Below are 25,218 nucleotides of genomic sequence, written 5' to 3' on the forward strand. Positions count from 1 at the left end.
GGGGAACGGATCGCCAGCCGCGATGGCATTCAATCACTTACCAGCAGGCATGCACGACGCCTTGGGGCCATTGTCCGTCACGCCAGTGACACACTCGATGCCGATGGCCAAGAATCACCGCCCCAGCCGACCGCCCGGGAACGAGGACTCCAGCCCCTCTCCCGACATGGTCCTCGACCGACTCGCCGCAGTGGCGGGCCGGTCCGCGCGCATCACTCATACGGAGCACTTGCCCCCGCGCGCGGGAACCCATGCCATCTGGCCCGATCGCATCCGGCCGGAAGTCGTCGCCGCGATCCGGAAGGCCGGAATCGATCATCCGTGGGCGCACCAGGCGGCAGCCGCCGAGCACGCCCTGGACGGCGAATCCGTGGTCATCGCCACCGGCACCGCGTCCGGCAAGTCGCTCGCCTACCTCGCCCCCGTCCTCAGCACCCTGCTCGACGGCTCCGAGGCCCCGAACGGCCGCGGCTCCACCGCCCTGTACCTGGCCCCCACCAAGGCCCTGGCCGCCGACCAGAGGCGGGCGGTGAAGGAACTCGCGGCACCGCTCGGCAACGCCGTCAGACCCGCGGTCTACGACGGCGACACCCCGGTCGAGGAACGCGAATGGGTGCGCCAGTACGCCAACTACGTCCTGACCAACCCCGACATGCTGCACCGCGGCATACTCCCGTCCCATCCACGCTGGTCCTCCTTCCTGCGCGCCCTGCGCTTCGTCGTCATCGACGAGTGCCACACCTACCGCGGCGTCTTCGGCTCCCACGTCGCCCAGGTGGTGCGCCGCCTCCGCCGGCTGTGCGCCCGCTACGGCGCGGATCCGGTCTTCCTCCTCGCCTCCGCCACGGCGGCGGAGCCCTCCGTCGCCGCGGGCCGCCTCACCGGCCTCCGGGTCACGGAGATCGCCGACGACGCCTCGCCCCGCGGCGAACTCGTCTTCGCCCTGTGGGAGCCGCCCCTGACCGAGCTGCACGGCGAGAAGGGCGCGCCCGTACGCCGTACCGCCACCGCCGAGACCGCCGACCTCCTCACCGATCTGACCGTCCAGGGCGTCCGCTCGGTCGCCTTCGTGCGCTCCCGGCGCGGCGCCGAGCTGATCTCCGTCATCGCCAAGGAACGCCTCGCCGAGGTGGACCGCTCCCTGCCGGACCGGGTCGCCGCCTACCGCGGGGGCTACCTCCCCGAGGAGCGCCGCGCCCTGGAACGCGCCCTGCACTCCGGACAGCTGCTCGGCCTGGCCGCCACCACCGCCCTGGAACTCGGCGTGGACGTCTCCGGGCTGGACGCCGTCGTCATCGCCGGCTACCCCGGCACCAGGGCCTCGCTGTGGCAGCAGGCCGGTCGGGCCGGGCGCGCCGGCCAGGGCGCCCTGGCCGTCCTGGTGGCCCGCGACGACCCGCTGGACACCTTCCTCGTCCACCACCCCGAGGCGCTGTTCCAGCAGCCGGTGGAGTCGACCGTCCTCGATCCGGACAACCCGTATGTCCTCGCCCCCCATCTGTGCGCCGCCGCGGCCGAGCTCCCCCTCACCCGGCCCGACCTGGACCTCTTCGGCCCCGCCGTGGCCGAACTGCTGCCGCAGCTGGAAGCGGCGAAGCTGCTGCGCAGACGGACGACGGGATGGCACTGGACCCGCCGCGAGCGCGCCGTCGACCTCACCGACATCCGCGGCGAGGGCGGGCGCCCCGTCCAGATCGTCGAGGAGGGCACCGGCCGGCTCCTGGGCACCGTCGACGAATCGGCCGCGCACACCGCTGTCCACGAAGGTGCCGTCCACCTCCACCAGGGACGCACCTACCTGGTCCGGAAGCTGGACCTGGAGGACTCGGTGGCCCTGGTCGAGGAGGCCGTCCCGCCGTACTCGACCACCGCACGCGACACCACCTCCATCGCCGTCCTGGAGACCGACACCGAGATCCCCTGGGGTGACGGACGGCTCTGTTACGGCTCCGTCGAGGTGACCAACCAGGTCGTCTCCTTCCTGCGTCGCAAACTGATCACCGGCGAGGTCCTCGGCGAGACCAAACTGGACCTGCCGCCCCGCACCCTGCGCACCCGGGCCGTGTGGTGGACGGTCACCGAGGACCAGCTCGACGCCGCCCGGGTCAATCCGGAGATCCTGGGCGGGGCCCTGCACGCCGCGGAGCACGCGTCGATCGGGATGCTGCCGCTGTTCGCCACCTGCGACCGGTGGGACATCGGTGGCGTCTCCGTGCCGCTGCATCCGGACACCCTGCTGCCCACGGTCTTCGTGTACGACGGCCACCCGGGCGGCGCCGGATTCGCCGAGCGGGCCTTCCACACCGCCCGGGCCTGGCTGACCGCGACCCGCCGGGCCATCGCGTCCTGCGAGTGCGAGGCGGGCTGCCCCTCCTGCATCCAGTCCCCCAAGTGCGGCAACGGCAACGAACCGCTGCACAAGCGCGGCGCCGTGCGTCTCCTCACGGAACTCCTCCGCTCCGCCCCGCAGCCCCCCGAAGAGCCGGGTACCCCGCAGCCGGCCCCTTCGGGATCGGGGCAGGGGCAGAAACCCGGGGCGGAGCCGGCCTCCTCGGGATCGAGGCAGGAGCCGGAGCCGAGGCAGGAGCCGGAGCGGCGGTCGGAGGACCGGCCCGGGACCTGACCTCCGCCCCGTACGGCCCGAATCCCACCCGGGCCGTCACATCGGCGACCTCCCCGTCCACCACGCACCGCACCAGCACCGCCCCCTGCGCCTCGGCCACCTTCTCCGCGGTCCCGCAGGCCGTCCCGGGTCCTTGCAGGGCCCGGTCCGCCGCGGCCAGGGCCGCCAGGTCCGCCGCACCGCCAGCCCGATGCCGGACGACCACCACCTGCCCGATCGCCAGCACCACCGCGAACACCGCGCACAACGTGGCCGTGGTCATCGCCACCCACACCGTCGCCAGTCCCCTGTCCCCGCCCGCCGTCCTTCCGCCACCCCCGCTGCTCCCGTTGCCGCCCGCCGTCCTTCCACCGCCCCCGCTGCTCCTGTCGCCGCCCCTCGCCCGTTCCCGTACACCGGTCACTGCTCCGCCCCCACCGTGTCCTCGGCCAGTGCCGCCGCCTCCGCGCGGAGCGTCAGGGCCAGCGGGCCGGGGCCCGGTGCCGACGCCTCGACCCGCACCCGCCACAGTTCCCCGGTCCGCCCCATCACGATCTCGGCCCCTTCGGGGGCCGCCGACCGGGCGACATCCAGCGCCTGGGCCTCCGGTTCGGAGCGGGCCGCGGCCCTTGCCCCGGCTCTCGCCGCGTCCACGCACCGGATCTGGGCGGAGGCCGCCATCAGCGCCCAGACCAGCGTCAGGGCGAACACCACCAGCACCGGAACCGCCATGGCCGCTTCGGCCGTCACCGCGCCCCGGTCCCGCCCCTCCCCTGCTCTTCCGTCCGCGCCCCGGGAACGGCACCCGGCGGGTCGTCGCCCGCGGCCACGCTCAGAACTTCGCATCGAGCGCTTCCTTCAGCAGTGACTGCAGTGCGGACATGACCGGCTGGCTGGTGACCACCTTGTAGAGCACCGCCGCGAACGCGCAGGCCGCGATCGTTCCCACCGCGTATTCGGATGTCGTCATTCCGTTGTCCGACCGGACCCGGCGTGCCACGCCACGTGCCCAGTCCCTGATTCGCCGTGCCATTTCAACCCCCGCTGATCGCTCGTCCTCGTAGGAAAAATTCAGGCGCCCGATCTTTCGGGTCACCTGGTGTGCAGCAGTCCGGTCGCCAGGCCCATCACCACCGGGGCCACGCCCACCGCCAGGAAGGCGGGCAGGAAGCAGAGTCCGACCGGGCCGGTGATCAGTACGCCCGCGCGCTGTGCGCGCGCCACGGCAGCGCTCGCCCGTTCCGCCCGCATCGCCTCGGCCAGCCTCGCCACCGGTTCGGCCGCCGGAGCCCCGGTCGAGCCCGCCCGGTCCAGGCAGCGGGCCAGTGCGTCCGCACCCGGGATCTCGCCGAACCTCCCCCAGGCCGCCGCGGGTTCGCCGCCGAGACGGATCTCCGCGGCCGCCTGCGCCAGGCTCGTGCCGACCGGCCCGCCGAGCGACTCCCCCACCGCTTCGGCCGCCTCTCCCGGCCCGGCACCGGCAGAGACACAGGCCGCCAGCAGGTCGGACGCCAGCGGGAGTTGGCGTGCGGCCCGCGCCTGCTGCTCCTTCTCGTCCCGCTGCTCGTGTCCCTTGCGGGCCCGCTGCCACCGCCAGACGCCGTAACCCCCTGCCAGCCCTGCCGCACACCCCAGCGGGCCACTGATCAGGGCCCAGCCCGTCACCGCGGCCGCCAGCGGCGCGGTCCACTCCTTCACCCGGTCGTGGGAGACCGTGCGCCCGCGTCGGCGTCTCTCCGGGGGAAGCGCCAGCAGCACCGCGCCCCGGCGGCGCCCCGCCCGCTTCCGCCTCGTTCCTGCCAGGGCAAGGGCCGACCAGAAGGCCGCCGTGCCGAGAGCCGCGCACACCGCCGCCCCGAACCCGGCCCCACCGATGATTCCGCTCATGCCGTCTCCCCCGCCCGTACGATCCGGCCGGCCCACCAGAGCCCCGCGGCCTCCAGCAGCCCGCCCACCACCACACAGGCCAGCCCGGCCGGGGTGTGGAGGAGCACCCGCAGGGGGTCGGCCCCGAGCGCCGCTCCCAGGCCCAGCCCCAGCACCGGAAGCAGGGCCAGTACGGCGACCGTCGACCAGGCTCCCGCCAGCCGGGCCCGCAACTCCTCCCGTCTGCGCCGCTCGGCCCGCAGCGCTCCCTCCAGCCGGTCCAGGCCCGCCGCGAGCCCGGCCCCGCCGTCCACCGCCACCCGCCAGCAGGCCGCCACTCCGGCGAGCCCGTCCAGGCCGGGCTCCCGCGCCGCCTGCCCGAGCGCCGCCGGTACATCACCGCCGAACCGGGCCGCAGCCGACACACCGGCCTCCGCCGCCCCCAGCACCCCCGTTTCCCGGACCGCGGCCAGCAGCGCCTGCCCCGGCTCGCGCCCGGCCCGCAGCTCGCCCACGACCGCGCCGCACAGCGCCACCACCCCCGCCTCGCGGCGTTCCCGCTCCTGTCTCCGGGACCGCCCGCGCAGCCACCGGCGTACCAGCGGCACCGCCGCCGCCCCGGCGAGCAACGGCAGCACGGACGCCCCCGGCACGGCGACGATCAGCGCCACCGGGAGGCAGAGCCATTCCCTCCGCTCCCGCAAGCACTCCAGCAGCCGTGCTCCGGCCCGCTCCCACCACACGCGCAGCGGCGAGCGGACCGGCCCGTCGACGAACAGCACCCGCGCCCTCTGCCGCCCGTGGTCCCGTGCCACCACCAGCCAGGCCGCCGCTCCGGCACACAGAGCAGCCGCGCAGGCCACGCCCGTCACCGACCCCGTCGGCGCACCGCCGCCGCTCACGGCTCGCCTCCGATCAGCGAGTGCAGCCGTTCCCAGCCCCGTTCCCGTACGAAACCGTCGGCGCCCCAGCGCAGGGCGGGCACGGTCACCACCAGCCCCGCCGCGTCCCGCTCCAGGACGTGCACCTCGGCGATCCGCCGCTGCCCGGCCCGGTCGCGCACGAGGTGGACCACCACCGACAGGGCTGCCGCCAGCTGGCTGTGGAGCGCCGTCCGCTCCAGCCCCGCCGCCGTCCCCAGCGCTTCGAGACGGGCCGGCACGTGCTCGGCCGCGTTGGCGTGGACCGTCCCGCAACCGCCTTCATGGCCCGTGTTGAGGGCGGCCAGGAGTTCCGTGACCTCGGCACCGCGGACCTCTCCGACCACCAGCCGGTCGGGCCTCATGCGCAGCGCCTGCCGCACCAGGTCCCGGAGCGTCACCCGTCCCGCCCCTTCCTGGTTGGCGGGACGTGACTCCAGGCGCACCACATGCGGATGGTCCGGCCGCAGCTCCGCCGAGTCCTCGGCGAGCACGATTCGCTCGCGCTCCCCGACCGCGCCCAGCAGACTCGACAGAAGGGTCGTCTTCCCCGCGCCCGTCCCTCCGCTGATCAGGTACGAGACGCGGGCCTCCACCAGGGCCCGCAGCACCCGGTCACCGCCGGGCGGCACGGTCCCCGCCGCGACCAGTTCCGTCAGCGAGAAGGCCCTGGGCCGCACCACCCGCAGCGACAGACACGTCGAGCCGACCGACACCGGTGGCAGCACGGCATGCATACGGGTGCCGTCCGGCAGCCGGGCGTCCACCCAGGGGCGGGCGTCGTCCAGCCGCCGCCCCGCCACGGCGGCCAGCCGCTGCGCCAGCCTGCGCACCGCGGCGGCGTCCGTGAAGGTCACCCCGGTCAGTTCGAGCCCACCGCCCCGGTCCACCCACACCCGGTCCGGAGCGGAGACCAGTACGTCCGTCACCATCGGATCGGCGAGCAGCGGCTCCAGCACCCCGGTCCCGACCAGCTCGCCGCGCAACTCCTCGGCCGCGCCGAGCACTTCGGCGTCCCCGAGCAGCCGCCCCTGGGCCCGTAACGCGGCCGCCACCCCGGCCGGGGTCGGTGCCGTACCACTCTGCGCCAGCCGTTGCCGTACGGCGTCGAGCAGCGTCTCCGTCACGACACGCCTCCACCGGTGCGTCCCGCCGCACTCTCCGTGGCGAGCGCCCGCTCCCAGAACGCCGCACAGAACCTGGCCAGTGGGCCGCGAGCGCTTCCGCCCGGCGGGGATCCGCTGTCCTGATCGGCCAACAGTCCGGCATCGAACGGCAGTTCACCGATGAGCGGCAGCCCCAGTGCCTGTGCCACCCACCGCTCGTCGAGGCCCGCCGCGTACGGGCCGCGGGCCACGACCCGCAGATCGTCCAGGACCATCCCGGCCATCGACGCCACCCGCTTCGCCGCCGCTACCGCGCGGAGTTCCCCCGGCACCACCAGCAGCCCCAGATCCAGCTGGGCAAGCGCCTCGGCCACCGACTCGTCGACCCGGCGGGGCAGATCGACGACGACCACCCCGCCGAGCCTGCGGGCGGCGGCCAGTACGGCCTGCATGGCCCGGGGCGGGACGACCACCCAGTCGTCACGGCCCCAGCTGAGCACCCGCAGCCCGTGCAACGCGGGCAGCGACTCCTCCAGCGCGCCTCCGCCGACCCGACCCTTCGAATGGGCGAAATCCGGCCATCGCATCCCTTCGGCCCGTTCGCCTCCGAGCAGCACGTCGATGCCTCCGCCGAGCGGATCACCGTCGATCAGCATCGTCCGTCGGCCCGCCCTGGCGGCGGTCACCGCGAGGGCGCAGGCCAGTGTGGACGCGCCGGATCCGCCCCGCCCGCCGATCACCCCCACGGTGAGCGCCGACCGGCCCACGCCTTCCACCGCATTGGCGATCTGGTCGACCAGCCACCCCTCCGAATCGGGCAGCCTCAGTACGTATTCGGCCCCGATCTCCACCGCACGGCGCCAGACGTCCGGGTCGTCCTGCTCCCGGCCGACAAGCATCACGCCCTGTCTGCGCGCCGCCCCGCGGCACCGCCCGGCGGCGTCATCGCCCACGAGAACCATCGGGGGCTGTTCCCAGCCGCCCCTGTTCTCGGGCAGCGAGTGATGGACTTCCGGTTCCGCCCCGGCTGCCGCGCACAGCCGCAACAGATCATCGAGCAGTTCCACGTCCTCGGTCACGATCAGTGGCCCGCCCCGCCGTGCTCCGGCGGCCGGCGGACGATCCCACGCGATGGACCCGGCCAAGATCTCCACTCCCTTCCCACTGCACCCTCATCGCGGTTCGCGGTGATCCCGGATCGTTCCGGGACCGGCGATTCCGCAATCCGCGGACTTCGCGGCAGGAATCACCGTGCAGCGCTTCGGGAAAAGATGTGGATCTTGCTCAAAAGCTGGGGACAACTCCGCCCTTGTGAATAACTTCGTCACCCATACCGGCGACTTTCGCAGCGCACCCCTTCCGCTACACAACGTGACGAGTCAGGGTGATGGGGGCGGAGCGAGAGGCAAGCCGTCACGGCCGAAATGGAGGCGGAATGCTTGATTCCGAATGGAAGAAACGCACCCGGACATGCGACGACCCCCGCCGGGGGGGAGAGCGGGGGTCGTCCCCACGGCCGACTCGGGGGGGGGAGGAGCCGGACCGGGTTAGCACGGTCGCGAACGATCCGTGACTTCCATGGTGTACCCGAGAGCCCTCTCAGGCAAACCCACGCGCCGGAGTTTACGCCGAATGGTCGGCCCCTATGCTCTGCCTTGTGGAAAACCGCTTCTTGCCGCGCACAGCAGCCTTCTTTGACCTGGACAAGACGGTCATTGCGAAGTCTTCGACACTGGCCTTCAGCAAGTCCTTCTACCAAGGCGGACTGATCAACCGCCGTGCCGTACTGCGCACTGCGTACGCACAGTTCGTGTTCCTTGCCGGGGGCGCAGATCACGATCAGATGGAACGGATGCGAGAATATCTCTCCGCACTCTGCAAGGGCTGGAACGTCCAGCAGGTGAGAGAAATCGTCGCCGAGACCCTGCACGATCTGATCGACCCCATCATCTACGACGAAGCGGCGACGCTCATCGAGGAGCATCACACCGCCGGGCGCGACGTGGTGATCGTCTCGACCTCGGGCGCAGAGGTCGTCGAACCCATCGGCGAGATGCTCGGCGCCGACCGGGTCGTCGCCACCCGAATGGTGGTCGGCGACGACGGCTGCTTCACCGGTGAGGTGGAGTACTACGCGTACGGCCCGACCAAGGCCGAGGCGATCAGGAGCCTCGCGGTGTCGGAGGGGTACGACCTCTCGCGCTGCTACGCCTACAGCGACTCCGCCACCGACGTACCGATGCTGGAGTCGGTCGGCCACCCGCACGCGGTCAATCCGGACCGCGCGCTACGGCGCGAAGCAACCCTTCGCGAGTGGCCGATTCTCGTCTTCAACCGACCGGTCCGCCTCAAGCAACGCCTGCCCGCATTCTCGATGCCACCACGCCCGGCACTGGTCGCCGCGGCAGTGGGTGCGGCCGCCGTGACGGCGGGGCTGGTCTGGTACACGTCCCGCCGCCGGGGTGCCACGGCCTCGGCCTGACGATCCCCGTCCCGGCGGCCCCGGCGCGCATACCACCGGCTCCCGCCACCGAGTCCCGCGACCGGGCGCCCCGCGGGGCCGATCCCAGGGCCGATCGCGTAGCCGGCTGCGGGGGCCGGCGCACCGACCGGACGTTCCGGGTGATCCGCATTCCGGATCACCCGGAACGAATTACCCGACTCGCCCGTAATTGAACCTAAAAGTAAAGAAGTGTGGCCAGCACTACCGTTCGCACCACCTCTGGAGTACAAAGGACTCAACGGCCCGCGAGACCAAGGACATCCGAGAGGATTACCAGTAACGCAGAGAAGGCCCCACGGACCGAAGCATGAAAACCGAGCACCCACGCGACGTCGACCCGTCGATTACGGGCCAGCCGCACCAGGGACAGGGCAAAGAACCCTCCCTGATGGGCACATATCGAGGACGCATGGTAACTGGGTAGACATGCCAGCGGCGGTACCGAGGACGGTACCGCCGCAACCCTTTTCCGGGGTGATGAAGTCGGCGCGGTGAAGCCGCTCCCGGAAGTCACCGCCGTGAAGACACTTCGGTGCTTTCACCCCGGCGGAGTCATGACATCGGACCTCGCTCGACGAGGTCCCACCCCGGGACCTCACCGATGGAGTTGTCCATTCCGCCGCGCGTGCCGCCCATCGGGCCCACCACCCTCACGAACCCATGACCCCACGAATCCGTGACTGCGCGACCTCACGAGCCCACGGGTTCGAGGTCCACGAAGCCGGGCCCCATGGACTCACGGCGTCACGCCGCTCCGGCTCCCTTTTTACGCCGCACCCCGCTGCAACGCCTCGCACACCGCCGTCGACTCCCGGACGCCCAGTTCCACGGAGCGCCCGCAGTGGGCGATCCAGGCCGCCATCCCGTCCGGCGTACCCGACAGATAGCCCTCGAACGCCGCGAGGTACGCCGCCCGCCCCTGTTCGGCGTGGCCCACCTCGGCCGGGCAGATCGACTTGGGGTCGAGCCCGCTCCCGATCAGCACGATCCGTTCGGCGGTCCGCGCGACGAGCCCGTTGTACGAGCCGAAGGGGCGCAGGGCCAGCAGTTCACCATGCACGACCGCCGCCGTCACCAGTGCGGGCGCCGAAGTCCCGGAGAGGATCAGCCCGGAGAGTCCCTCCAGTCGTCCGGCCACCTCGTCGGCGTCCGGCAGCGGCGCTTCGACCAGCGGTTCGTCCACGGGCTCGCCCGCGAGCCTCGGACGGCCGATGGAATCCTCGGGCTCCACGCCGCCGGCGGCGACCAAGTGCAGCCGGGCCAGCACCCGAAGCGGCGACTGCCGCCAGATGGAAAGGAGTTGACCCGCTTCGGCGGTCAGCCGAAGGGCCGCGCCGATCACCCGCGCCTCGTCGTCGCCGCTGAAGTCGGTGCGTCGGCGCACCTCTTCCAGGCTCCAGTCGGCGCCCGACAGCGCCGCCGAGCCGCGAGCGCCGCGCAGGGCCGCTTCGGCGGTGACCTCGTTGCTGCGACGCCGCATGACACGGTGACCGTAGACCCGGTCGACGGCCTTGCGTACGGAGTCCACCGCGTCGGCGACCCCCGGCAAGGACCCCAGGGCGGCGAGCGGATCAGAGGCAGTCGTACTCATAAGTAGCGAGGCTACGCGCCCTCTGCGCCGATACCGCCGGGGAGTGGCCTTCTTCACGAAGTGTGACAGCGGAAAGCAATTGCACCGCTACCCTAGGTGAACATGAAGATCGCTTTCGTAGGGAAGGGCGGCAGCGGCAAGACCACGCTGTCCTCGCTCTTCATCCGCCACCTCGCCGCCAATGAAGCCCACGTCGTCGCGGTGGACGCCGACATCAACCAGCACCTCGGGGCCGCGCTCGGCCTGGACGACCAGGAGGCCGCGGCGCTGCCCGCCATGGGCGCCCACCTGCCCCTGATCAAGGAGTACCTGCGCGGCAGCAACCCGAGGATCGCCTCCGCCGAGACGATGATCAAGACGACTCCGCCCGGCGAGGGGTCGCGGCTGTTGCGGATCCGCGAGGACAACCCGATCTACGACGCGTGCGCCCGTACGGTGCGGCTCGACGACGGGGAGATCCGGTTGATGGCCACCGGGCCGTTCACCGAGTCGGATCTGGGGGTCGCCTGCTACCACTCCAAGGTCGGCGCGGTCGAGCTCTGCCTCAACCACCTCGTCGACGGCCCCGACGAGTACGTCGTCGTCGACATGACGGCGGGTTCGGACTCCTTCGCCTCGGGGATGTTCACCCGCTTCGACATGACGTTCCTGGTCGCCGAACCGACCCGCAAGGGCGTCTCCGTCTACCGCCAGTACAAGGAGTACGCGCGGGACTTCGGGGTCGCGTTGAAGGTGATCGGCAACAAGGTGCAGGGCGAGGACGACCTGGACTTCCTGCGCGCCGAGGTGGGCGACGACCTGCTGGTCAGTGTCGGGCACTCCGACTGGGTGCGGGCCATGGAGAAGGGGCGCCCCTCCCGTTTCGAACTGCTGGAGGCCGACAACCGGATGGCGCTGCAGGCTCTGCAGAACGCGGCGGAGGACTCGTACGGGCAGCGGGACTGGGAGCGTTACACACGGCAGATGGTGCACTTCCACCTGAAGAACGCGGAGAGCTGGGGCAACGAGAAGACGGGGGCCGATCTGGCCGCCCAGGTCGACCCCTCCTTCGTTCTCGACGAGCGGTACGCGCAGGACGGCGCCGCCCAGCCCGCCTGAGCCACCGGCCTCCCGGGCCGGCCCGGGAGGCCGGTTCCCGGGCCGGCCCTGGCCGGCTCCCCCGCCGAGGTCCTGTCGCGTTCCGTGTCGCCTCCGGGTGTCCGCTCGGGCGCCGGCCGGGATCGGTGTTCCGCCCCGTCCGGCGCCCGACGCGCGGCTCCGTCACCCGGACACGTCCGGCGTACGGGGCGCCGGACGCGTCGAAGTCCGCGCGGTTCGGCCGGCCCGTCGGCGGGTTCGCTCAGCTCTCGTCCGGGCGGGCCTCCGTACGGGCGGCCCCGGCCGCGCCGTCGGCCCTGGAGGACGACGTTCCACCGAGGAGAGCGGACCAGCCCCGCTCGGGCGCCTGGCCGACACCGAGCGTGCCGAGCTTCTCCAACGTCGCCGGGTCCTGCGCGTCCAGCCAGTCGGCCAGCTGCCGGAAGGACACGCAGCGCACCTCTTCCTTGGTGCAGACGGTCGCGATGGTCTCCTCGACGGCGCGCATGTAGGTACCGCCGTTCCACGACTCGAAGTGGTTGCCGATGATCAGCGGGGCGCGGTTGCCGTCGTAGGAGCGGTCGAAGGCCTGGAGCAGGCCGTCGCGCATCTGGTTGCCCCAATACTCGTGCTGGTCCGGGTCTCCCTGCGTCGTACCGGACTGGTTGAACATGAAGTTGTAGTCCATCGAGAGGGTCTCGAACTCGCGGCCCGGCACGGGGACGAGCTGCATCGACAGGTCCCAGACGCCGTCCTTCCTCTTCGGCCAGACCTGGTTGTTGACCCCGCTGGAGTCGTAGCGGAAGCCCATCGTCCGAGCCGCGGCCACCATGTTCTTCTGCCCCTCCAGGCAGGGGGTGCGGCCGCCGACGAGTTCCTTGTCGTAGTCGAAGGGGAGCGGCTTCTCCTCCTCCAGGCCGGGCGCGTTGCTCTTCCAGCTCTTCACGAAGGACTTGGCCTGGCTGATCTCGCTCTTCCACTGCTCGACGGACCAGGTGCCGACGCCGCCCTCCGGGCCGCAGAAGTGGCCGTTGAAGTGGGTGCCGATCTCGTCGCCGTCCTCCCAGGCGCCACGCACCTGAGCGATGGTGTTCCGGATTCCCTCGGTGTCGTTGAAGCCGATGTCGGAGCTGCCGGCGTTGTGCTTCGGCGGGTCGTAGAGCTCCCGCTTGTCCTCCGGCAGCAGGTACACGCCGCTGAGGAAGTACGTCATGTTCGCGTGGTACTTCTTGCCCACCTCACGGAAGTGCGAGAACAGTTTCTGGCTGTCCTCGCCCGCACCGTCCCAGGAGAACACCACGAACTGCGGGGGCTTCTGACCTGGCGCCAGGCGTTCGGGCACGGGCTGCTTCGGCTGGCTGCCGGTGAAAGCGGTGGACCCGTCGCCGATGAGCCGGAACACACTCTTGGGCGGAGCCTCGGGGGCCCTCTTCTTCGCCTCGGGGGCCTTCTCCGCTCCCGGGGCGCGCTTCGCGGCTCCCGGGCCGGCGGCGCCGACGTCCGGGCCGGAGGAACAGCCGGCCACTCCCGCGGTCAGCGCAACGACCGTGACGCCCAGGGCGACCCGCCGGGCGGTCCTCGCCCCGGCAGCCCTACTCGTGACGGCTCTCCTCGTGGCGACCTTCTTCGTGGCGGCCATCATCCGCCCACCCTCTTCCTTGCAAGTGATTTGCACTGAAAGTGCCGACACGGCGCGGCCAAGGTCGCATGTGGCCCATCAAAATCAGTACGACAGGCCATATGAAAAGCTACTTATTCACCTGAACGGGTGCGTAAATCGTCTATTTGATCCCAACCATGGACATGAATCTTTACTCTCCATTACGATCCATTTACCGAGAGTTGAGAAATCCCGCCGCTGCACGCCGTGACCCACGGCCGCGTCCCACATTCCGCGACCGCGCTGCCCCGGAGGAGACGGGAACATGTCTGCTTGCGTCCCCACTCGTCATAACCGCACATCCCGCAGCTCGCGCCCATCGCGCGCCTCGGGAGTCAAACGACCGCACAGCCCGCCGCAGCCGCCCCCCAAAAGGCGGTTCCACATCGCGGGATCCGATCTGTCCGCCTCGATCACCGTCTTCCTGCTCGCCGTTCCCATGTCGCTCGGCCTTGCCGTCGCCATGGACGCCCCGCTCCAGGCAGGGCTCATCTCCGCCGCCATCGGCGGCATCGTCGCCGGACTGCTCGGCGGCACCCCTCTCCAGGTCAGCGGCCCGTCCGCCGGACTGACCGTGGTGACAGCCGAGTTGATCCACCTCTACGGCTGGCGCACCACCTGCGCGATCACCATCGGTGCCGGACTGCTGCAGATCCTGCTGGGTTCGATCCGGGCAGCACGCAGCGCCCTCGCCGTCAGCCCCGCCATCGTGCACGGCACCCTCGCCGGAATCGGCGTGGCCATCGCGCTCGCCCAGTTGCACATCGTGCTCGGCGGATCGCCGCAGAGCTCAGCAGTGGCCAACGTGCTTTCCCTGCCGGACCAGTTGAGCAGGGTCGCCCCCGCCGCCCCGTTGATCGGCGTACTGACCATCGCCGTCCTGGTCCTGTGGCCGAGACTTCCGGGACGGGGCGGCCGAGCGGTACGAAAAATCCCGGCCGCCCTCGCCGCCGTGGTGACCGCCACGACTGTGGCCGCCCTCGCCGCACCCGGGATCGCCCGCGTCGACCTGCCCTCCTGGCGGTCGCACGCCTTCCCGGAGATGCCGCACGGGCCCGTACTGGCCCTGGCCACCGCGGTGTTCACGGTGATGCTGGTGGCCAGTCTGGAGTCGTTGCTCGCCGCGGTCGCCGTGGACAAGCTGTCAGCCGGCCGCGCCGCCGAACGAGCGGCCCCCCGGGCCGGCACCGGCTCACCGACGCCGCCCACGCCCACGGAGCCTGCGGCGTCGGCATCGGACCGGGGCGCGCCGCCCGGCTCGACCGGCCTTCCCGTGCCGCCCCTCAAACGTTCCGACCTCGACCGCGAACTACGGGCCCAGGGCATCGCCAACGCACTGTCCGGGCTGGTGGGCGGGCTGGCGGTGTCCGGCGGCGCGGTGCGCAGCTCGGCGAATGTGCGCGCCGGGGCCAGGGGGCGTGCCTCCACCGTGCTGCACGGAGTCTGGATGCTGCTCGCCACCGTGCTGCTCGTCACCGTGCTGGAGTGGATCCCGCTGGCGGCACTCGCCGCGCTGGTGATGATGGTCGGCATCCAGATGGTGAATCTCGCCCACATCCGCAATGTCCACAAGCACCGCGAGTTCCTGGTGTACGGGGCGACGATCACCGGTGTCCTGCTCTTCGGGGTGCTCAAGGGAGTGGCGATCGGCATCGCCGTGGCCGTGGCCGTGGCGATGCACCGGTTGGGCCGGACCCGGATCACGGTGATCGACCAGGGCGGACAGCATCTGGTCGTCGTACGCGGGCAGTTGACGTTCCTCGCGGTGCCCCGGCTCAGCCGGACGCTCGGCCAGCTGCCCCAGGGTGGCGACGCCGTCGTCGAGTTGGACGGCTTCTTCATGGACCATGCGGCGTACGAGACGATCCAGGACTGGAGCAACGCCCAGACCGCCCATGGCGGCAGGGTCGTGTTCACCGGAAGGTCCGGTGGCCGGATCGCCGAGCCGGCCTCTGCGGCACACTCCTGTTGCCGCCCGTGGACACCGTGGCGCAACCATCACTGTCACGACGAGCCCGACCGCATGCCCGTACTCCGCCATGGCACCGGCACGCCCTTCGCCGAAACCCCCTTTGCCGGGGCACTCTCCGGCCCGGGCCCCGTCCCCATCCCCACCCTCGGCACCGGCACGGCTCCTGCGCACGATGCCGACACTGGCTGGAACGCCTCCCCCGGCAGTGCGCTCGACAGCACCCCAGGCCCCGTCGGACCCACTACCCCCATTGCCCCCACCAACCTCGCCGGCCTCGCCGCAGCCGACGCCCCGGCAGACCACACCCCGTACGGCCTCCGCAGCCGAACAGACGGCTTTCCCCTCGGCTCGTCCACCGGCTCACCCACTGTTCCGTCCACCGCCCCGGTGTTCGCCCCGGGCACCCCACGCACCACCGCGCCCAGCACCCCGACCGACGGCGCTCCGACCGAAGGCGCCCTGACCGGCAGCACTCCGACCCATGACACCTCGGCCGATGGCGTCCGGGTCGACGGCGCTTCGGGCGACGGCACCCCGGTCGGTGGTACGCCGCGCAGGACGGGGGGCAACCGGCTGGTCAGTGGTCTGAGTTCGTTCCAGCGCAACACGGCCCCGTTGGTGCGCGGCGAGCTGGCCAGGCTGGCCCTTGAGGGGCAGCGCCCGTCCCAGCTCTTCATCACCTGTGCCGACTCCCGGCTGGTCACCAGCATGATCACGGCGAGCGGCCCGGGAGATCTGTTCACCGTGCGGAACATCGGCAATCTGGTGCCCCTGCCGGACACCGAGTCGGGGGACGATTCGGTGGGCGCCGCGATCGAGTACGCGGTGGACGTGCTGAAGGTCGAGTCCATCACTGTCTGCGGGCACTCCGGCTGCGGTGCGATGCAGGCCCTCCTCGGCGGCGAACCGGACCGGGACGCTCCCCCCACGGCGCTGTGGCGGTGGCTGAGACACGGGCTGCCGAGCCTCCGCAGGATGGCGTCCCGGAATCACGCCTGGGCCCGGATCTCCGGACGGCTTCCGACCGATGCGCTCGAACAGCTGTGCCTCACCAATGTGGTTCAGCAGTTGGACCATCTGAGGTCCTACGAAGCAGTGGCCCGGCGGCTCGCCGACGGAACGCTCCAGTTGCACGGGATGTACTTCCATGTGGGCGAGGCGCAGGCGTATCTGCTGGCCGAGGAGGCGAGCAGCGGGCTGGCCCTGGACGAGGTCTTCGACCCCGTGGGCCCCGAGGCCACCGACTCCCGCAGACCCGTGTGCTCCACCGCCCCCATCACCATCCCGCCCGTGACCGCCTCGCCCGTGACTGCCTCGCCCGTCATCACGTCGCCCACTGCCGCGTCATCCGCCATCACGTCACCCACCGTTCCGGGTGGTCCTTCCGATACCGGTCCGGGCCCGCTGGAACACACCGGCGTCTGAACCGGATTCACCCCCGGTCCGTGAGACCTTGTGGTCCCGCCTCCGCGCAGATCCGCGTCGTTCTGCACCGCATGGCACCGCAATGCCCGGCTCCGTTCCGTATTGCGTGATCATGCACCGCACCGCTCGCGCCGCGCGCGGATGCGGGACGGTCTCCATACACGAGACACAGGTCTAAACCAATTCCCGGCAGACACTTGTCACCCGGCCCCCGGCCTGATGAGCTATGCCCGGGACACAACGGACACCCTGGGAATGGGAGATGTCGTGAGCAACGAAAGCCTGGCCAACCTGCTCAAGGAGGAGCGGCGGTTCGCACCGCCTGCCGATCTGGCCGCCAATGCCAACGTCAAAGCGGAGGCGTACGAGCAGGCCGAAGCGGACCGGCTGGGCTTCTGGGCCGAGCAGGCCCGGCGCCTGACCTGGGCCACGGAGCCGACCGAGACGCTCGACTGGAGCAACCCGCCCTTCGCGAAGTGGTTCGCGGACGGCAAGCTCAACGTCGCGTACAACTGCGTGGACCGTCACGTCGAGGCCGGCAACGGCGACCGGGTCGCCATCCACTTCGAGGGCGAGCCCGGCGACGGCCGCGCCATCACCTACGCCCAGCTCAAGGACGAGGTCTCCCGCGCCGCCAACGCGCTCACCGAGCTCGGCGTCGGCAAGGGCGACCGGGTCGCGGTCTACCTGCCGATGATCCCCGAGGCGGCCATCGCGATGCTGGCCTGCGCCCGCATCGGCGCCGCCCACTCGGTGGTCTTCGGCGGCTTCTCCGCCGACGCCATCGCCGCCCGCATCCAGGACGCGGACGCCAAGGTCGTCATCACCGCCGACGGTGGCTACCGGCGCGGCAAGCCGTCCGCGCTCAAGCCCGCCGTGGACGACGCGGTCTCCCGCATCGACGGTGTCGAGCACGTCCTCGTGGTGCGGCGCACCGGCCAGGACACCGCGTGGACCGAGGGCCGCGACGTCTGGTGGCACGAGATCACCGCCCGGCAGTCCGCCGAGCACACCCCCGAGGCCTTCGAGGCGGAGCAGCCGCTCTTCATCCTCTACACCTCCGGCACCACGGGTAAGCCGAAGGGCATCCTGCACACCTCCGGCGGCTACCTCACGCAGGCGGCCTACACCCACAGCGCGGTCTTCGACCTCAAGCCGGAGTCCGACGTCTTCTGGTGCACCGCCGACATCGGCTGGGTGACCGGCCACTCGTACATCGTCTACGGCCCGCTGGCCAACGGCGCGACCCAGGTCATGTACGAGGGCACGCCCGACACCCCGCACCAGGGGCGGTTCTGGGAGATCGTGCAGAAGTACGGCGTCACGATCCTCTACACCGCGCCGACCGCGATCCGGACGTTCATGAAGTGGGGTGACGACATCCCCGCCAAGTTCGACCTGAGCAGTCTCCGGGTCCTCGGTTCGGTCGGTGAGCCGATCAACCCCGAGGCGTGGATGTGGTACCGCAAGCACATCGGCGCCGACAAGTGCCCGATCGTGGACACCTGGTGGCAGACCGAAACCGGCGCCATGATGATCTCCCCGCTGCCGGGCGTGACGGCCACCAAGCCGGGCAGCGCCCAGCGCGCCCTGCCCGGGATCTCGGCCACCGTCGTCGACGACGAGGCCAACGAGGTTCCGAACGGCGGGGGCGGCTACCTCGTCCTCACCGAGCCGTGGCCGTCGATGCTCCGCACCATCTGGGGCGACGACCAGCGCTTCATCGACACCTACTGGTCGCGCTTCGAGGGCAAGTACTTCGCGGGCGACGGCGCCAAGAAGGACGAGGACGGCGACATCTGGCTGCTCGGCCGGGTCGACGACGTGATGCTCGTGTCCGGGCACAACATCTCGACCACCGAGGTCGAGTCGGCGCTCGTGTCGCACCCGTCGGTCGCCGAGGCCGCCGTGGTCGGTGCCGCCGACGAGACGACCGGCCAGGCCATCGTCGCCTTCGTGATACTGCGCGGTACGGCCGAGGCCTCCGACGGGCTCGTCGCCGAGCTGCGCAACCATGTCGGGGCCACGCTCGGCCCGATCGCCAAGCCGAAGCGGATCCTGCCCGTCGCCGAGCTGCCGAAGACCCGCTCCGGCAAGATCATGCGCCGTCTGCTGCGCGACGTCGCCGAGAACCGCGAGCTGGGTGACGTGACGACGCTCACCGACTCCTCGGTGATGGACCTCATCCAGAACCAGCTGCCGTCCACCTCCTCCGAGGACTGACAGCGGCGAAGGACCGACGGCGACAGGCGCCCGCAATCGCCTTCACCTGCGGTTTTGTACGTCCCCGAGGGGCGTCCGGCAACGCGCCGGACGCCCCTCGGGCATTTAGGGTGAAGATCACCGCATAGAGTCCCGCGCACACCCCGGGTAAAGTGGTTGCTGCGTAAACAGAGCCGAGCGAGCAGGAAAAGCGGAACAAGACGCATAGAGAAACCCCAGGGTGTGCCGGGAAGTCTGGTCGGCAAGTGCATCAGCCATGCCATCGCTGCCGTACCGACCCGGAGGTCCTCACTCGTGGCCGCGCCCACCCCCGCACCCCCGTCGCCCCGCCGTACCCTGCTCGGCCGCCTGTCCCTGCCCGAGCGGAACTACCTCACGAACGCCCTGCGCACCGAGACCGTCGGCGGCGTCATCCTGCTCGTCGCCGCGATAGCCGCCCTGCTGTGGGCGAACATCTTCGGTTCCAGTTACGAGGCCGTCAGCGACTTCCACTTCGGACCGGCGTCGCTGGGCCTCAACCTCTCCATGGAGCACTGGGCGGCGGACGGGCTGCTCGCGATCTTCTTCTTCGTCGCGGGCGTCGAACTCAAGCGGGAACTGGTCGCGGGCGAACTGCGCGACCCCAAGGCGGCCGCCCTCCCGGTCGTCGCCGCGCTGTGCGGAATGGCGGTTCCGGCCCTCGTCTACACCCTGGTGAACGTGGTCGGCGGAGGCTCGACGGACGGCTGGGCCGTACCCACCGCCACCGACATCGCCTTCGCGCTCGCCGTGCTCGCCGTCATCGGCACCTCGCTGCCGAACGCACTGCGCGCCTTCCTGCTGACCCTCGCCGTCGTCGACGACCTCTTCGCGATCCTGATCATCGCGGTCTTCTTCACCGAGCAGATCAACTTCCTGGCCCTCGGCGGTGCCTTCGCCGGCCTCGCCGTCTTCTACCTGCTACTGCGCAAGAACGTGCGCGGCTGGTACATCTACGTACCGCTCGCCCTGGTCATCTGGGGCCTGATGTACAACAGCGGCGTCCACGCCACGATCGCCGGTGTCGCCATGGGCCTGATGCTCCGCTGTGCCCGGCGGGAGGGCGAGAGCGAGTCCCCCGGCGAGCACATCGAGCACCTCGTCCGCCCGCTGTCGGCCGGTTTCGCCGTTCCGATGTTCGCGCTCTTCTCGGCCGGGGTCTCCCTCTCCGGCAGTGCGCTGGCGAACGTCTTCGGCCGGCCCGAGACACTCGGCGTCGTCCTGGGGCTCGTCGTCGGCAAGACGCTGGGCATCTTCGGCGGTACGTGGCTGGCCACCCGTTTCACCAAGGCGGAGCTGAACAAGGAGCTGGCCTGGGCGGACGTCTTCGCGGTCGCCTCGCTCGCCGGGATCGGCTTCACCGTCTCGCTGCTCATCGGCGAGCTGGCCTTCGCCGGTGACAAGGAAACGATCAACGAGATCAAGGCCGCGGTGCTGATCGGTTCGCTGATGGCCGCGGTGTTCTCCGCCGTACTGCTCAAGCTCCGGGTCCGCAGGTACCGGGCACTGCACGAGGCGGAGGAGCGCGACGAGGACGAGGACGGGGTGCCCGACATCTACGAGCAGGGCGACCCGGAGTATCACCTGCGGATGGCCGCGATACACGAGAGGAAGGCGGCCGAACACCGCCGCCTTGCCGAACTGGCGGGGGCAGCGCGCAACGAGCCGGACAGTCCGGCATGATCTGACACCAGATGTGTTGAGCAGCAGGACTGGAGAGGGAGTCAGGGATGAGCGACCCCGGCAACAACGCGGGCGGTGCCGACCGCAGTCTCGGACAACTGGTCGCCGCGGCGACGGCCGAGATGTCCGCACTGGTGCACGACGAGATCGCCCTGGCCAAGGCGGAGGTACGACAGGACGTCAAGCGCGGCGTCATCGGCAGTGTGGCGTTCATCATCGCGGGCGTGCTGGTGCTGTTCGCGATCCCGGTGCTGAGTTTCGCGGCGGCGTACGGCATCCACAACCTGGGGCTCGGGCTGGCCTGGTCGTTCCTGATCGTGGGCAGCGCCTTCGTGATCCTGGGCCTGCTGCTCGCGCTGTTCGCCGTCGCCAAGTTCAAGAAGGTGAAGCCGCCGCAGAAGTCCATCGCCTCGGCGAAGCAGACGGCGGCCGTGCTGCAGGGCGTCAAGCCGCATCCGCGTCATGAGGTCGCGACGGGAACGAGCCGCCCGGCCGCCGTCGGCAGCACGCTGGCCGACCGGGCCATGGAGAAGGCGCCGGTCCAGGACAGGGCGTCCGCTGTGGCACGCTCGTCCACATGACGGTCCCCGATTCCAGCGCATTCGGCCCACTGAGCCCCGTGGGTCCAGTAGGTCCGGAAGATTCAGCCGGCCCGGCGAGTACGGTCGGCCGTCCCGGCCCGCACGGTTCTTCCAGCCCGGACGGCTCCTCGGACTCGGGTCCGGACCTGGGCCCGGATTCAGGCTCGGGCCCGGATTCAGGCTCGGGCCCGAACCTCGACTCGGGTCCGGGTGCGGACCCGGGCCCGGGTACGGACGGTTCTTCGGCCCAGGCCGGTGTTCCTGGTACGGAGGGCGGTCCGGGTCCCGACATCGGCGGCGGTTCGGCGCCTGTGGACGGACCGGGCTCGTCCGGATCGTCCCTGCGCCCCGTCTCCCTCTCCTCCTCCGGCGCGGCCGCCTCGCCCACCGCTCCCGGCCCGGTCCTGCCCGGTGGCCCCGTGCGGATCGACGGGCCGTGGACCCACCGGGACGTGGCGGCCAACGGCGCCCGTTTCCACATCGCCGAGCTCGGCGAGGGACCGCTGGTGCTGTTGCTGCACGGCTTCCCGCAGTTCTGGTGGACCTGGCGCCACCAGCTCACTGCACTCGCCGACGCCGGTTTCCGTGCCGTCGCGATGGACCTGCGCGGCGTCGGCGGCAGCGACCGCACACCGCGGGGTTACGACCCCGCCAACCTGGCGCTCGACGTCACCGGCGTGATCCGCTCGCTCGGCGAACCGGACGCGGCGCTGGTCGGCCACGACATGGGCGGCTACCTCGCCTGGACGGCCGCGGTGATGCGGCCGAAGCTGGTGCGCCGCCTCGTGGTCTCCTCGATGCCGCACCCGCGCCGCTGGCGCTCCTCGATGCTCTCCGACTTCGCCCAGACCCGGGCGGGTTCGCACGTCTGGGGCTTCCAGCGCCCCTGGGTGCCGGAGCGTCAGCTCGTCGCGGACGACGCGGCGTTGGTCGGCCGGCTGATCCACGAATGGGCGGGCCCCCGCACCCCGGAGTTCCCCGACGACGCGACGCTGGACGTCTACCGGCACGCGATGTGCATCCCGTCGACGGCGCACTGCTCGATAGAGCCCTACCGCTGGATGGTGCGCTCCCTGGCCCGTCCGGACGGGATCCAGTTCAACCGCCGGATGAAGCGACCGGTACGGGTACCCACGCTGCACCTGCACGGTTCACTCGATCCGGCGATCCGGACGCGCAGCGCGGCGGGGTCCGGCGAGTACGTCGAGGCGCCGTACCGCTGGCGACTTTTCGACGGTCTGGGGCACTTCCCCCACGAGGAGGACCCGGTCGGCTTCTCGGCCGAACTCATCAACTGGCTCAAGGATTCCGAGCCCGATCGGTAACCTTGTGCGCACACTTGTCCGACGGACAGCCAATTGCCCGGCGCATAGGCCAATTGGCTGACGGATGGGCGGTTACCGACCATGAGGCACGGGCAGACGTCCGGGTATGGGCTGGACGCACGACTTCGGTGACGCAGCACGCAACCGCCGCTCGACCGCCACGGCTGGTCCGAGCACTCATGAGGGGGACGGCCCCCGGGGCCGGGTGCACGATATGCATGCTCCGCATGATCCCCGGCTCGGAATCCCGCGCATTCTGCGCCGCAGGGCCCGTTGGGTCTCGGCGCGGTTGCGCCATCCACGCGGATGATCCCCGCCCCGTCCTGACCGTCCGGTGACCGTTCACCGGACGGGCGGGGCGGGGCATCATCACGAAACTTCACCGCGACCACTTCACCGCGACCACTTCACCGCGGCTGCTTCACCACTCGGCTGCTTCACCGCTAGGCCGCTTCGCCGCTCGACCACTTCACCGCGGCGCCGCTGCCGCGGGGCCTCGCCGTGACGAACGGCTACAGGGCGCACCCCTGGCTGTCGACCTGCTGGTTGGCGGAACGGCCGCGCTCGATGTCCTGGCGGATCTCGTCGGCCGTCAGCGCGTAACCGGTGTCGGGGTCGTCGAGCGACTTCGCGAAGACGACTCCGTACACCTTGCCGTCGGGCGTCAGCAGCGGCCCGCCGGAGTTGCCCTGACGGACGGTCGCGTAGAGCGAGTACACGTCGCGCCGGACGGTGCCCCGGTGGTAGATGTCCGGGCCGTCGGCGTCTATGCGGCCCCGGACGCGCGCGGACCGGACGTCGTACGAGCCGTTCTCCGGGAAGCCCGCGACGATGGCGTCGTTCCCCGTGCGGGCGTCGCCGTCGCCGTCGGTGAACTTCAGCGGCTTCGCGTCGAGGTCCGGCACGTCGAGCACGGCGATGTCCCGCCGCCAGTCGTACAGGACGACCTTGGCGTCGTACAGCCGGCCCTGGCCGCCGATCTGGACGGTCGGCTCGTCGACGCCGCCGACGACGTGGGCGTTGGTCATCACCCGGCGGTCGGAGAAGACGAAGCCGGTGCCTTCGAGGACCTTGCCGCAGCTCGGGGCCGTGCCGACGACCTTGACGATGGACTTCTTGGCGCGGGCCGCGACGGGGCTGTTCATCAGCGCCGGGTCCGGGGGCCGGACCTCGGTGATCGGCTCGTTGGCGAACGGGCTGAAGACCTGTGGGAAGCCGTTCTGCGCGAGGACGGAGGAGAAGTCCGTGAACCAGGTGGACGCCTGCGCGGGCATCACCCGGGAGACCCCGAGCAGGACCGATGAGCTGCGGACCTCCTTGCCCAGCGTCGGCAGCGAGGTACCGGCCAGCGCGGAGCCGATCAGCCAGGCGACCAGCAGCATCGCGACGACGTTGACCAGGGCGCCGCCGGTCGCGTCGAGGGCGCGCGCGGGCGACCACGTGATGTACCGGCGGAGTTTGTTGCCGAGGTGGGTGGTGAACGCCTGCCCCACCGAGGCACAGACGATCACGATGACGACGGCCACGACGGCCGCCGAGGACGAGACCTCGGAGCCGTCCGTCAGCTGGTCCCACAGGACCGGCAGCAGGTAGACGGCGACGAGACCGCCGCCCAGGAACCCGATCACCGACAGGATGCCGACGACGAACCCCTGTCTGTAGCCGATGACCGCGAACCACACGGCGGCGGCCAGCAGCAGGATGTCCAGCACGTTCACCGTCTATAGCCTCGCAGATTCGTCACCGGGCCCATTCCTTCGGCTGGGTCCGGACCGGGCCGGACGGGTCAGCACGGGAGTCAGCCTGTCATGCGCGCCAGTCGAGCGGCACCTGCCTGGTGGTGTCCCAGGGGCGCTCCCAGCCCGCGAAGTGCAGAATCCGGTCGATCACTCCGGCGGTGAAACCCCAGACCAAGGCGGATTCGACCAGAAATGCCGGGCCCCGGTGACCGCTCGGATGGACCGCGGTCGCACGATTCGCCGGATCCGTGAGATCCGCCACGGGGACGGTGAAGACGCGGGCCGTCTCACCCGGATCGACGACACCGACCGGGCTCGGCGAGTGCCACCAGCCGAGGACCGGTGTCACGACGAAGCCGCTCACCGGGATGTAGAGCCGGGGCAGCACGCCGAAGAGCTGGACCCCGCGCGGATCGAGGCCGGTCTCCTCCTGGGCCTCCCGCAGCGCGGCTCTGAGCGGTCCCGTCGTCGCCGGGTCGCCGTCCTCCGGGTCCAGGGAACCGCCCGGGAAGGACGGCTGCCCCGCGTGGGAGCGCAGGCTTCCGGACCGCTCCATGAGGAGCAGCTCGGGGCCGTGCCCGCCCTCGCCGAAGAGCACGAGCACGGCGGACTGCCGACCGGCCCCGTTCTCGGGCGGCAGGAAGCTGCTGAGCTGGTCGGGCTCGACGGTCCGTGCGGCGTCGGCCACGGGGCCGAGCCAGGTGGGCAGGCCATCGGCCGTGACGGCGACCCCGGTGCCATGACCGGCGCCGGGCGCGGCGGCCGTGGCGGCGGTGCCGGCCCCCGTGCCGGCCGCGGGACCGTTCGGGGAACGGTTTCCCGCGGCGGGTACGGCGGATACGGCGGGCCCGGTTGTCGCTTCCTCGCTCTGTTCCTTGCTCTGTTCGTGCGTCCTCATGAGCACCCCTCGTCTCACAACGCCTGTGG

At 71.1% G+C, this 25,218-nt stretch carries 19 protein-coding genes and 1 pseudogene; 9 read left to right on the top strand and 11 right to left on the bottom strand.

Annotated elements, in window-relative coordinates:
• The first annotated feature begins 22 nt into the window (after positions 1-22).
• A complete protein-coding gene (locus ABZZ04_RS09335; protein WP_356931584.1) occupies positions 23-2,623 on the top strand; it encodes a DEAD/DEAH box helicase in 2,601 nt (866 codons plus the stop codon).
• Here ABZZ04_RS09335 and ABZZ04_RS09340 read toward each other — a convergent pair.
• From ABZZ04_RS09340 to ssd, 7 genes and pseudogenes are all read right to left on the bottom strand, one after another.
• Positions 2,601-2,906, bottom strand: a pseudogene (locus ABZZ04_RS09340) (Rv3654c family TadE-like protein); the annotation flags it as partial. The gene ABZZ04_RS09335 and the pseudogene ABZZ04_RS09340 overlap by 23 nt on opposite strands.
• Positions 2,907-3,022: 116 nt before the next feature.
• Positions 3,023-3,448 carry a TadE family type IV pilus minor pilin gene (locus ABZZ04_RS09345; protein ID WP_356931585.1) on the bottom strand — a complete coding sequence of 142 codons (426 nt, stop codon included), beginning with the start codon at positions 3,446-3,448 and terminating at the stop codon, positions 3,023-3,025.
• On the bottom strand, positions 3,435-3,635 hold the full coding sequence (locus ABZZ04_RS09350) for a DUF4244 domain-containing protein (RefSeq protein ID WP_187438947.1): 201 nt from the start codon (positions 3,633-3,635) through the stop codon (positions 3,435-3,437). Before ABZZ04_RS09350 ends, ABZZ04_RS09345 begins: the two co-directional genes overlap by 14 nt.
• Before the next feature lie 59 nt (positions 3,636-3,694).
• Positions 3,695-4,489 carry a type II secretion system F family protein gene (locus ABZZ04_RS09355; protein ID WP_356931586.1) on the bottom strand — a complete coding sequence of 265 codons (795 nt, stop codon included), beginning with the start codon at positions 4,487-4,489 and terminating at the stop codon, positions 3,695-3,697.
• Positions 4,486-5,370 carry a type II secretion system F family protein gene (locus ABZZ04_RS09360; RefSeq protein WP_356931587.1) on the bottom strand — a complete coding sequence of 295 codons (885 nt, stop codon included), beginning with the start codon at positions 5,368-5,370 and terminating at the stop codon, positions 4,486-4,488. Before ABZZ04_RS09360 ends, ABZZ04_RS09355 begins: the two co-directional genes overlap by 4 nt.
• Entirely contained in the window at positions 5,367-6,515 is a 1,149-nt protein-coding gene (locus tag ABZZ04_RS09365; RefSeq protein ID WP_356931588.1) for a TadA family conjugal transfer-associated ATPase, read from the bottom strand. Before ABZZ04_RS09365 ends, ABZZ04_RS09360 begins: the two co-directional genes overlap by 4 nt.
• The gene (ssd, locus tag ABZZ04_RS09370) at positions 6,512-7,639 is read right to left on the bottom strand and encodes a septum site-determining protein Ssd (RefSeq protein ID WP_356931589.1); all 1,128 of its coding nucleotides are present in this window, start codon (positions 7,637-7,639) and stop codon (positions 6,512-6,514) included. The genes ABZZ04_RS09365 and ssd overlap by 4 nt, the downstream gene beginning before the upstream one ends.
• Before the next feature lie 500 nt (positions 7,640-8,139).
• Between ssd and ABZZ04_RS09375 the strand changes: the two genes are divergently transcribed.
• Entirely contained in the window at positions 8,140-8,976 is an 837-nt protein-coding gene (locus tag ABZZ04_RS09375) for an HAD-IB family hydrolase (protein WP_148840640.1), read from the top strand.
• 787 nt (positions 8,977-9,763) lie between these two features.
• On the opposite strand, the gene ABZZ04_RS09380 is transcribed toward ABZZ04_RS09375, so the two are convergent.
• Positions 9,764-10,588 carry an oxidoreductase gene (locus ABZZ04_RS09380; protein WP_356931590.1) on the bottom strand — a complete coding sequence of 275 codons (825 nt, stop codon included), beginning with the start codon at positions 10,586-10,588 and terminating at the stop codon, positions 9,764-9,766.
• Positions 10,589-10,690: 102 nt separating this feature from the next.
• Between ABZZ04_RS09380 and ABZZ04_RS09385 the strand changes: the two genes are divergently transcribed.
• Positions 10,691-11,686, top strand: coding sequence for an ATP-binding protein (locus tag ABZZ04_RS09385; protein ID WP_356931591.1), 996 nt, complete (start codon positions 10,691-10,693; stop codon positions 11,684-11,686).
• A gap of 241 nt (positions 11,687-11,927) precedes the next feature.
• Here the strand turns inward: ABZZ04_RS09385 and ABZZ04_RS09390 are convergent, their stop codons facing one another.
• The gene (locus ABZZ04_RS09390) at positions 11,928-13,307 is read right to left on the bottom strand and encodes a hypothetical protein (RefSeq protein WP_356931592.1); all 1,380 of its coding nucleotides are present in this window, start codon (positions 13,305-13,307) and stop codon (positions 11,928-11,930) included.
• Between the two features lie 283 nt (positions 13,308-13,590).
• Between ABZZ04_RS09390 and ABZZ04_RS09395 the strand changes: the two genes are divergently transcribed.
• The 6 genes from ABZZ04_RS09395 to ABZZ04_RS09420 all read left to right on the top strand — a co-directional run bounded on the left by ABZZ04_RS09395 (position 13,591) and on the right by ABZZ04_RS09420 (position 22,862).
• Entirely contained in the window at positions 13,591-16,722 is a 3,132-nt protein-coding gene (locus ABZZ04_RS09395) for a SulP family inorganic anion transporter (protein WP_356931593.1), read from the top strand.
• Positions 16,723-16,977: 255 nt separating this feature from the next.
• Positions 16,978-18,945: an acetate--CoA ligase gene (gene acs, locus ABZZ04_RS09400; protein ID WP_356931594.1), complete on the top strand. Its 1,968-nt coding sequence runs from the start codon at positions 16,978-16,980 to the stop codon at positions 18,943-18,945.
• A gap of 294 nt (positions 18,946-19,239) precedes the next feature.
• The gene (gene nhaA / locus ABZZ04_RS09405) at positions 19,240-20,646 is read left to right on the top strand and encodes a Na+/H+ antiporter NhaA (RefSeq protein ID WP_356931595.1); all 1,407 of its coding nucleotides are present in this window, start codon (positions 19,240-19,242) and stop codon (positions 20,644-20,646) included.
• Positions 20,647-20,693: 47 nt separating this feature from the next.
• Positions 20,694-21,227 (top strand): phage holin family protein, encoded by a 534-nt coding sequence (locus ABZZ04_RS09410; RefSeq protein WP_356931596.1) that lies wholly within the window; start codon positions 20,694-20,696, stop codon positions 21,225-21,227.
• A gap of 404 nt (positions 21,228-21,631) precedes the next feature.
• Positions 21,632-22,552: an alpha/beta hydrolase gene (locus tag ABZZ04_RS09415; protein ID WP_356931769.1), complete on the top strand. Its 921-nt coding sequence runs from the start codon at positions 21,632-21,634 to the stop codon at positions 22,550-22,552.
• A gap of 106 nt (positions 22,553-22,658) precedes the next feature.
• Positions 22,659-22,862 (top strand): hypothetical protein, encoded by a 204-nt coding sequence (locus ABZZ04_RS09420; RefSeq protein WP_356931597.1) that lies wholly within the window; start codon positions 22,659-22,661, stop codon positions 22,860-22,862.
• 202 nt (positions 22,863-23,064) lie between these two features.
• On the opposite strand, the gene ABZZ04_RS09425 is transcribed toward ABZZ04_RS09420, so the two are convergent.
• Both ABZZ04_RS09425 and ABZZ04_RS09430 read right to left on the bottom strand, forming a co-directional pair.
• Positions 23,065-24,270, bottom strand: coding sequence for a MarP family serine protease (locus ABZZ04_RS09425; protein WP_356931598.1), 1,206 nt, complete (start codon positions 24,268-24,270; stop codon positions 23,065-23,067).
• 88 nt (positions 24,271-24,358) lie between these two features.
• Positions 24,359-25,189 carry a CoA pyrophosphatase gene (locus ABZZ04_RS09430; protein ID WP_356931599.1) on the bottom strand — a complete coding sequence of 277 codons (831 nt, stop codon included), beginning with the start codon at positions 25,187-25,189 and terminating at the stop codon, positions 24,359-24,361.
• Positions 25,190-25,218: the final 29 nt, after the last annotated feature.

It is taken from the genome of Streptomyces sp. NPDC006435 (assembly GCF_040612315.1).
Classification (GTDB): Bacteria; Actinomycetota; Actinomycetes; order Streptomycetales; family Streptomycetaceae; genus Streptomyces.

Coding starts and splice junctions, on each gene's coding strand:
- ABZZ04_RS09335 (WP_356931584.1), top strand. CDS start 23: ATGGCATTCAATCACTTACCAGCAGGCATGCACGACGCCTTGGGGCCA.
- ABZZ04_RS09345 (WP_356931585.1), bottom strand. CDS start 3,448: ATGCGAAGTTCTGAGCGTGGCCGCGGGCGACGACCCGCCGGGTGCCGT.
- ABZZ04_RS09350 (WP_187438947.1), bottom strand. CDS start 3,635: ATGGCACGGCGAATCAGGGACTGGGCACGTGGCGTGGCACGCCGGGTC.
- ABZZ04_RS09355 (WP_356931586.1), bottom strand. CDS start 4,489: ATGAGCGGAATCATCGGTGGGGCCGGGTTCGGGGCGGCGGTGTGCGCG.
- ABZZ04_RS09375 (WP_148840640.1), top strand. CDS start 8,140: ATGCTCTGCCTTGTGGAAAACCGCTTCTTGCCGCGCACAGCAGCCTTC.
- ABZZ04_RS09380 (WP_356931590.1), bottom strand. CDS start 10,588: ATGAGTACGACTGCCTCTGATCCGCTCGCCGCCCTGGGGTCCTTGCCG.
- ABZZ04_RS09385 (WP_356931591.1), top strand. CDS start 10,691: ATGAAGATCGCTTTCGTAGGGAAGGGCGGCAGCGGCAAGACCACGCTG.
- ABZZ04_RS09390 (WP_356931592.1), bottom strand. CDS start 13,307: ATGATGGCCGCCACGAAGAAGGTCGCCACGAGGAGAGCCGTCACGAGT.
- ABZZ04_RS09395 (WP_356931593.1), top strand. CDS start 13,591: ATGTCTGCTTGCGTCCCCACTCGTCATAACCGCACATCCCGCAGCTCG.
- acs (WP_356931594.1), top strand. CDS start 16,978: ATGGGAGATGTCGTGAGCAACGAAAGCCTGGCCAACCTGCTCAAGGAG.
- ABZZ04_RS09410 (WP_356931596.1), top strand. CDS start 20,694: ATGAGCGACCCCGGCAACAACGCGGGCGGTGCCGACCGCAGTCTCGGA.
- ABZZ04_RS09420 (WP_356931597.1), top strand. CDS start 22,659: ATGGGCTGGACGCACGACTTCGGTGACGCAGCACGCAACCGCCGCTCG.
- ABZZ04_RS09430 (WP_356931599.1), bottom strand. CDS start 25,189: ATGAGGACGCACGAACAGAGCAAGGAACAGAGCGAGGAAGCGACAACC.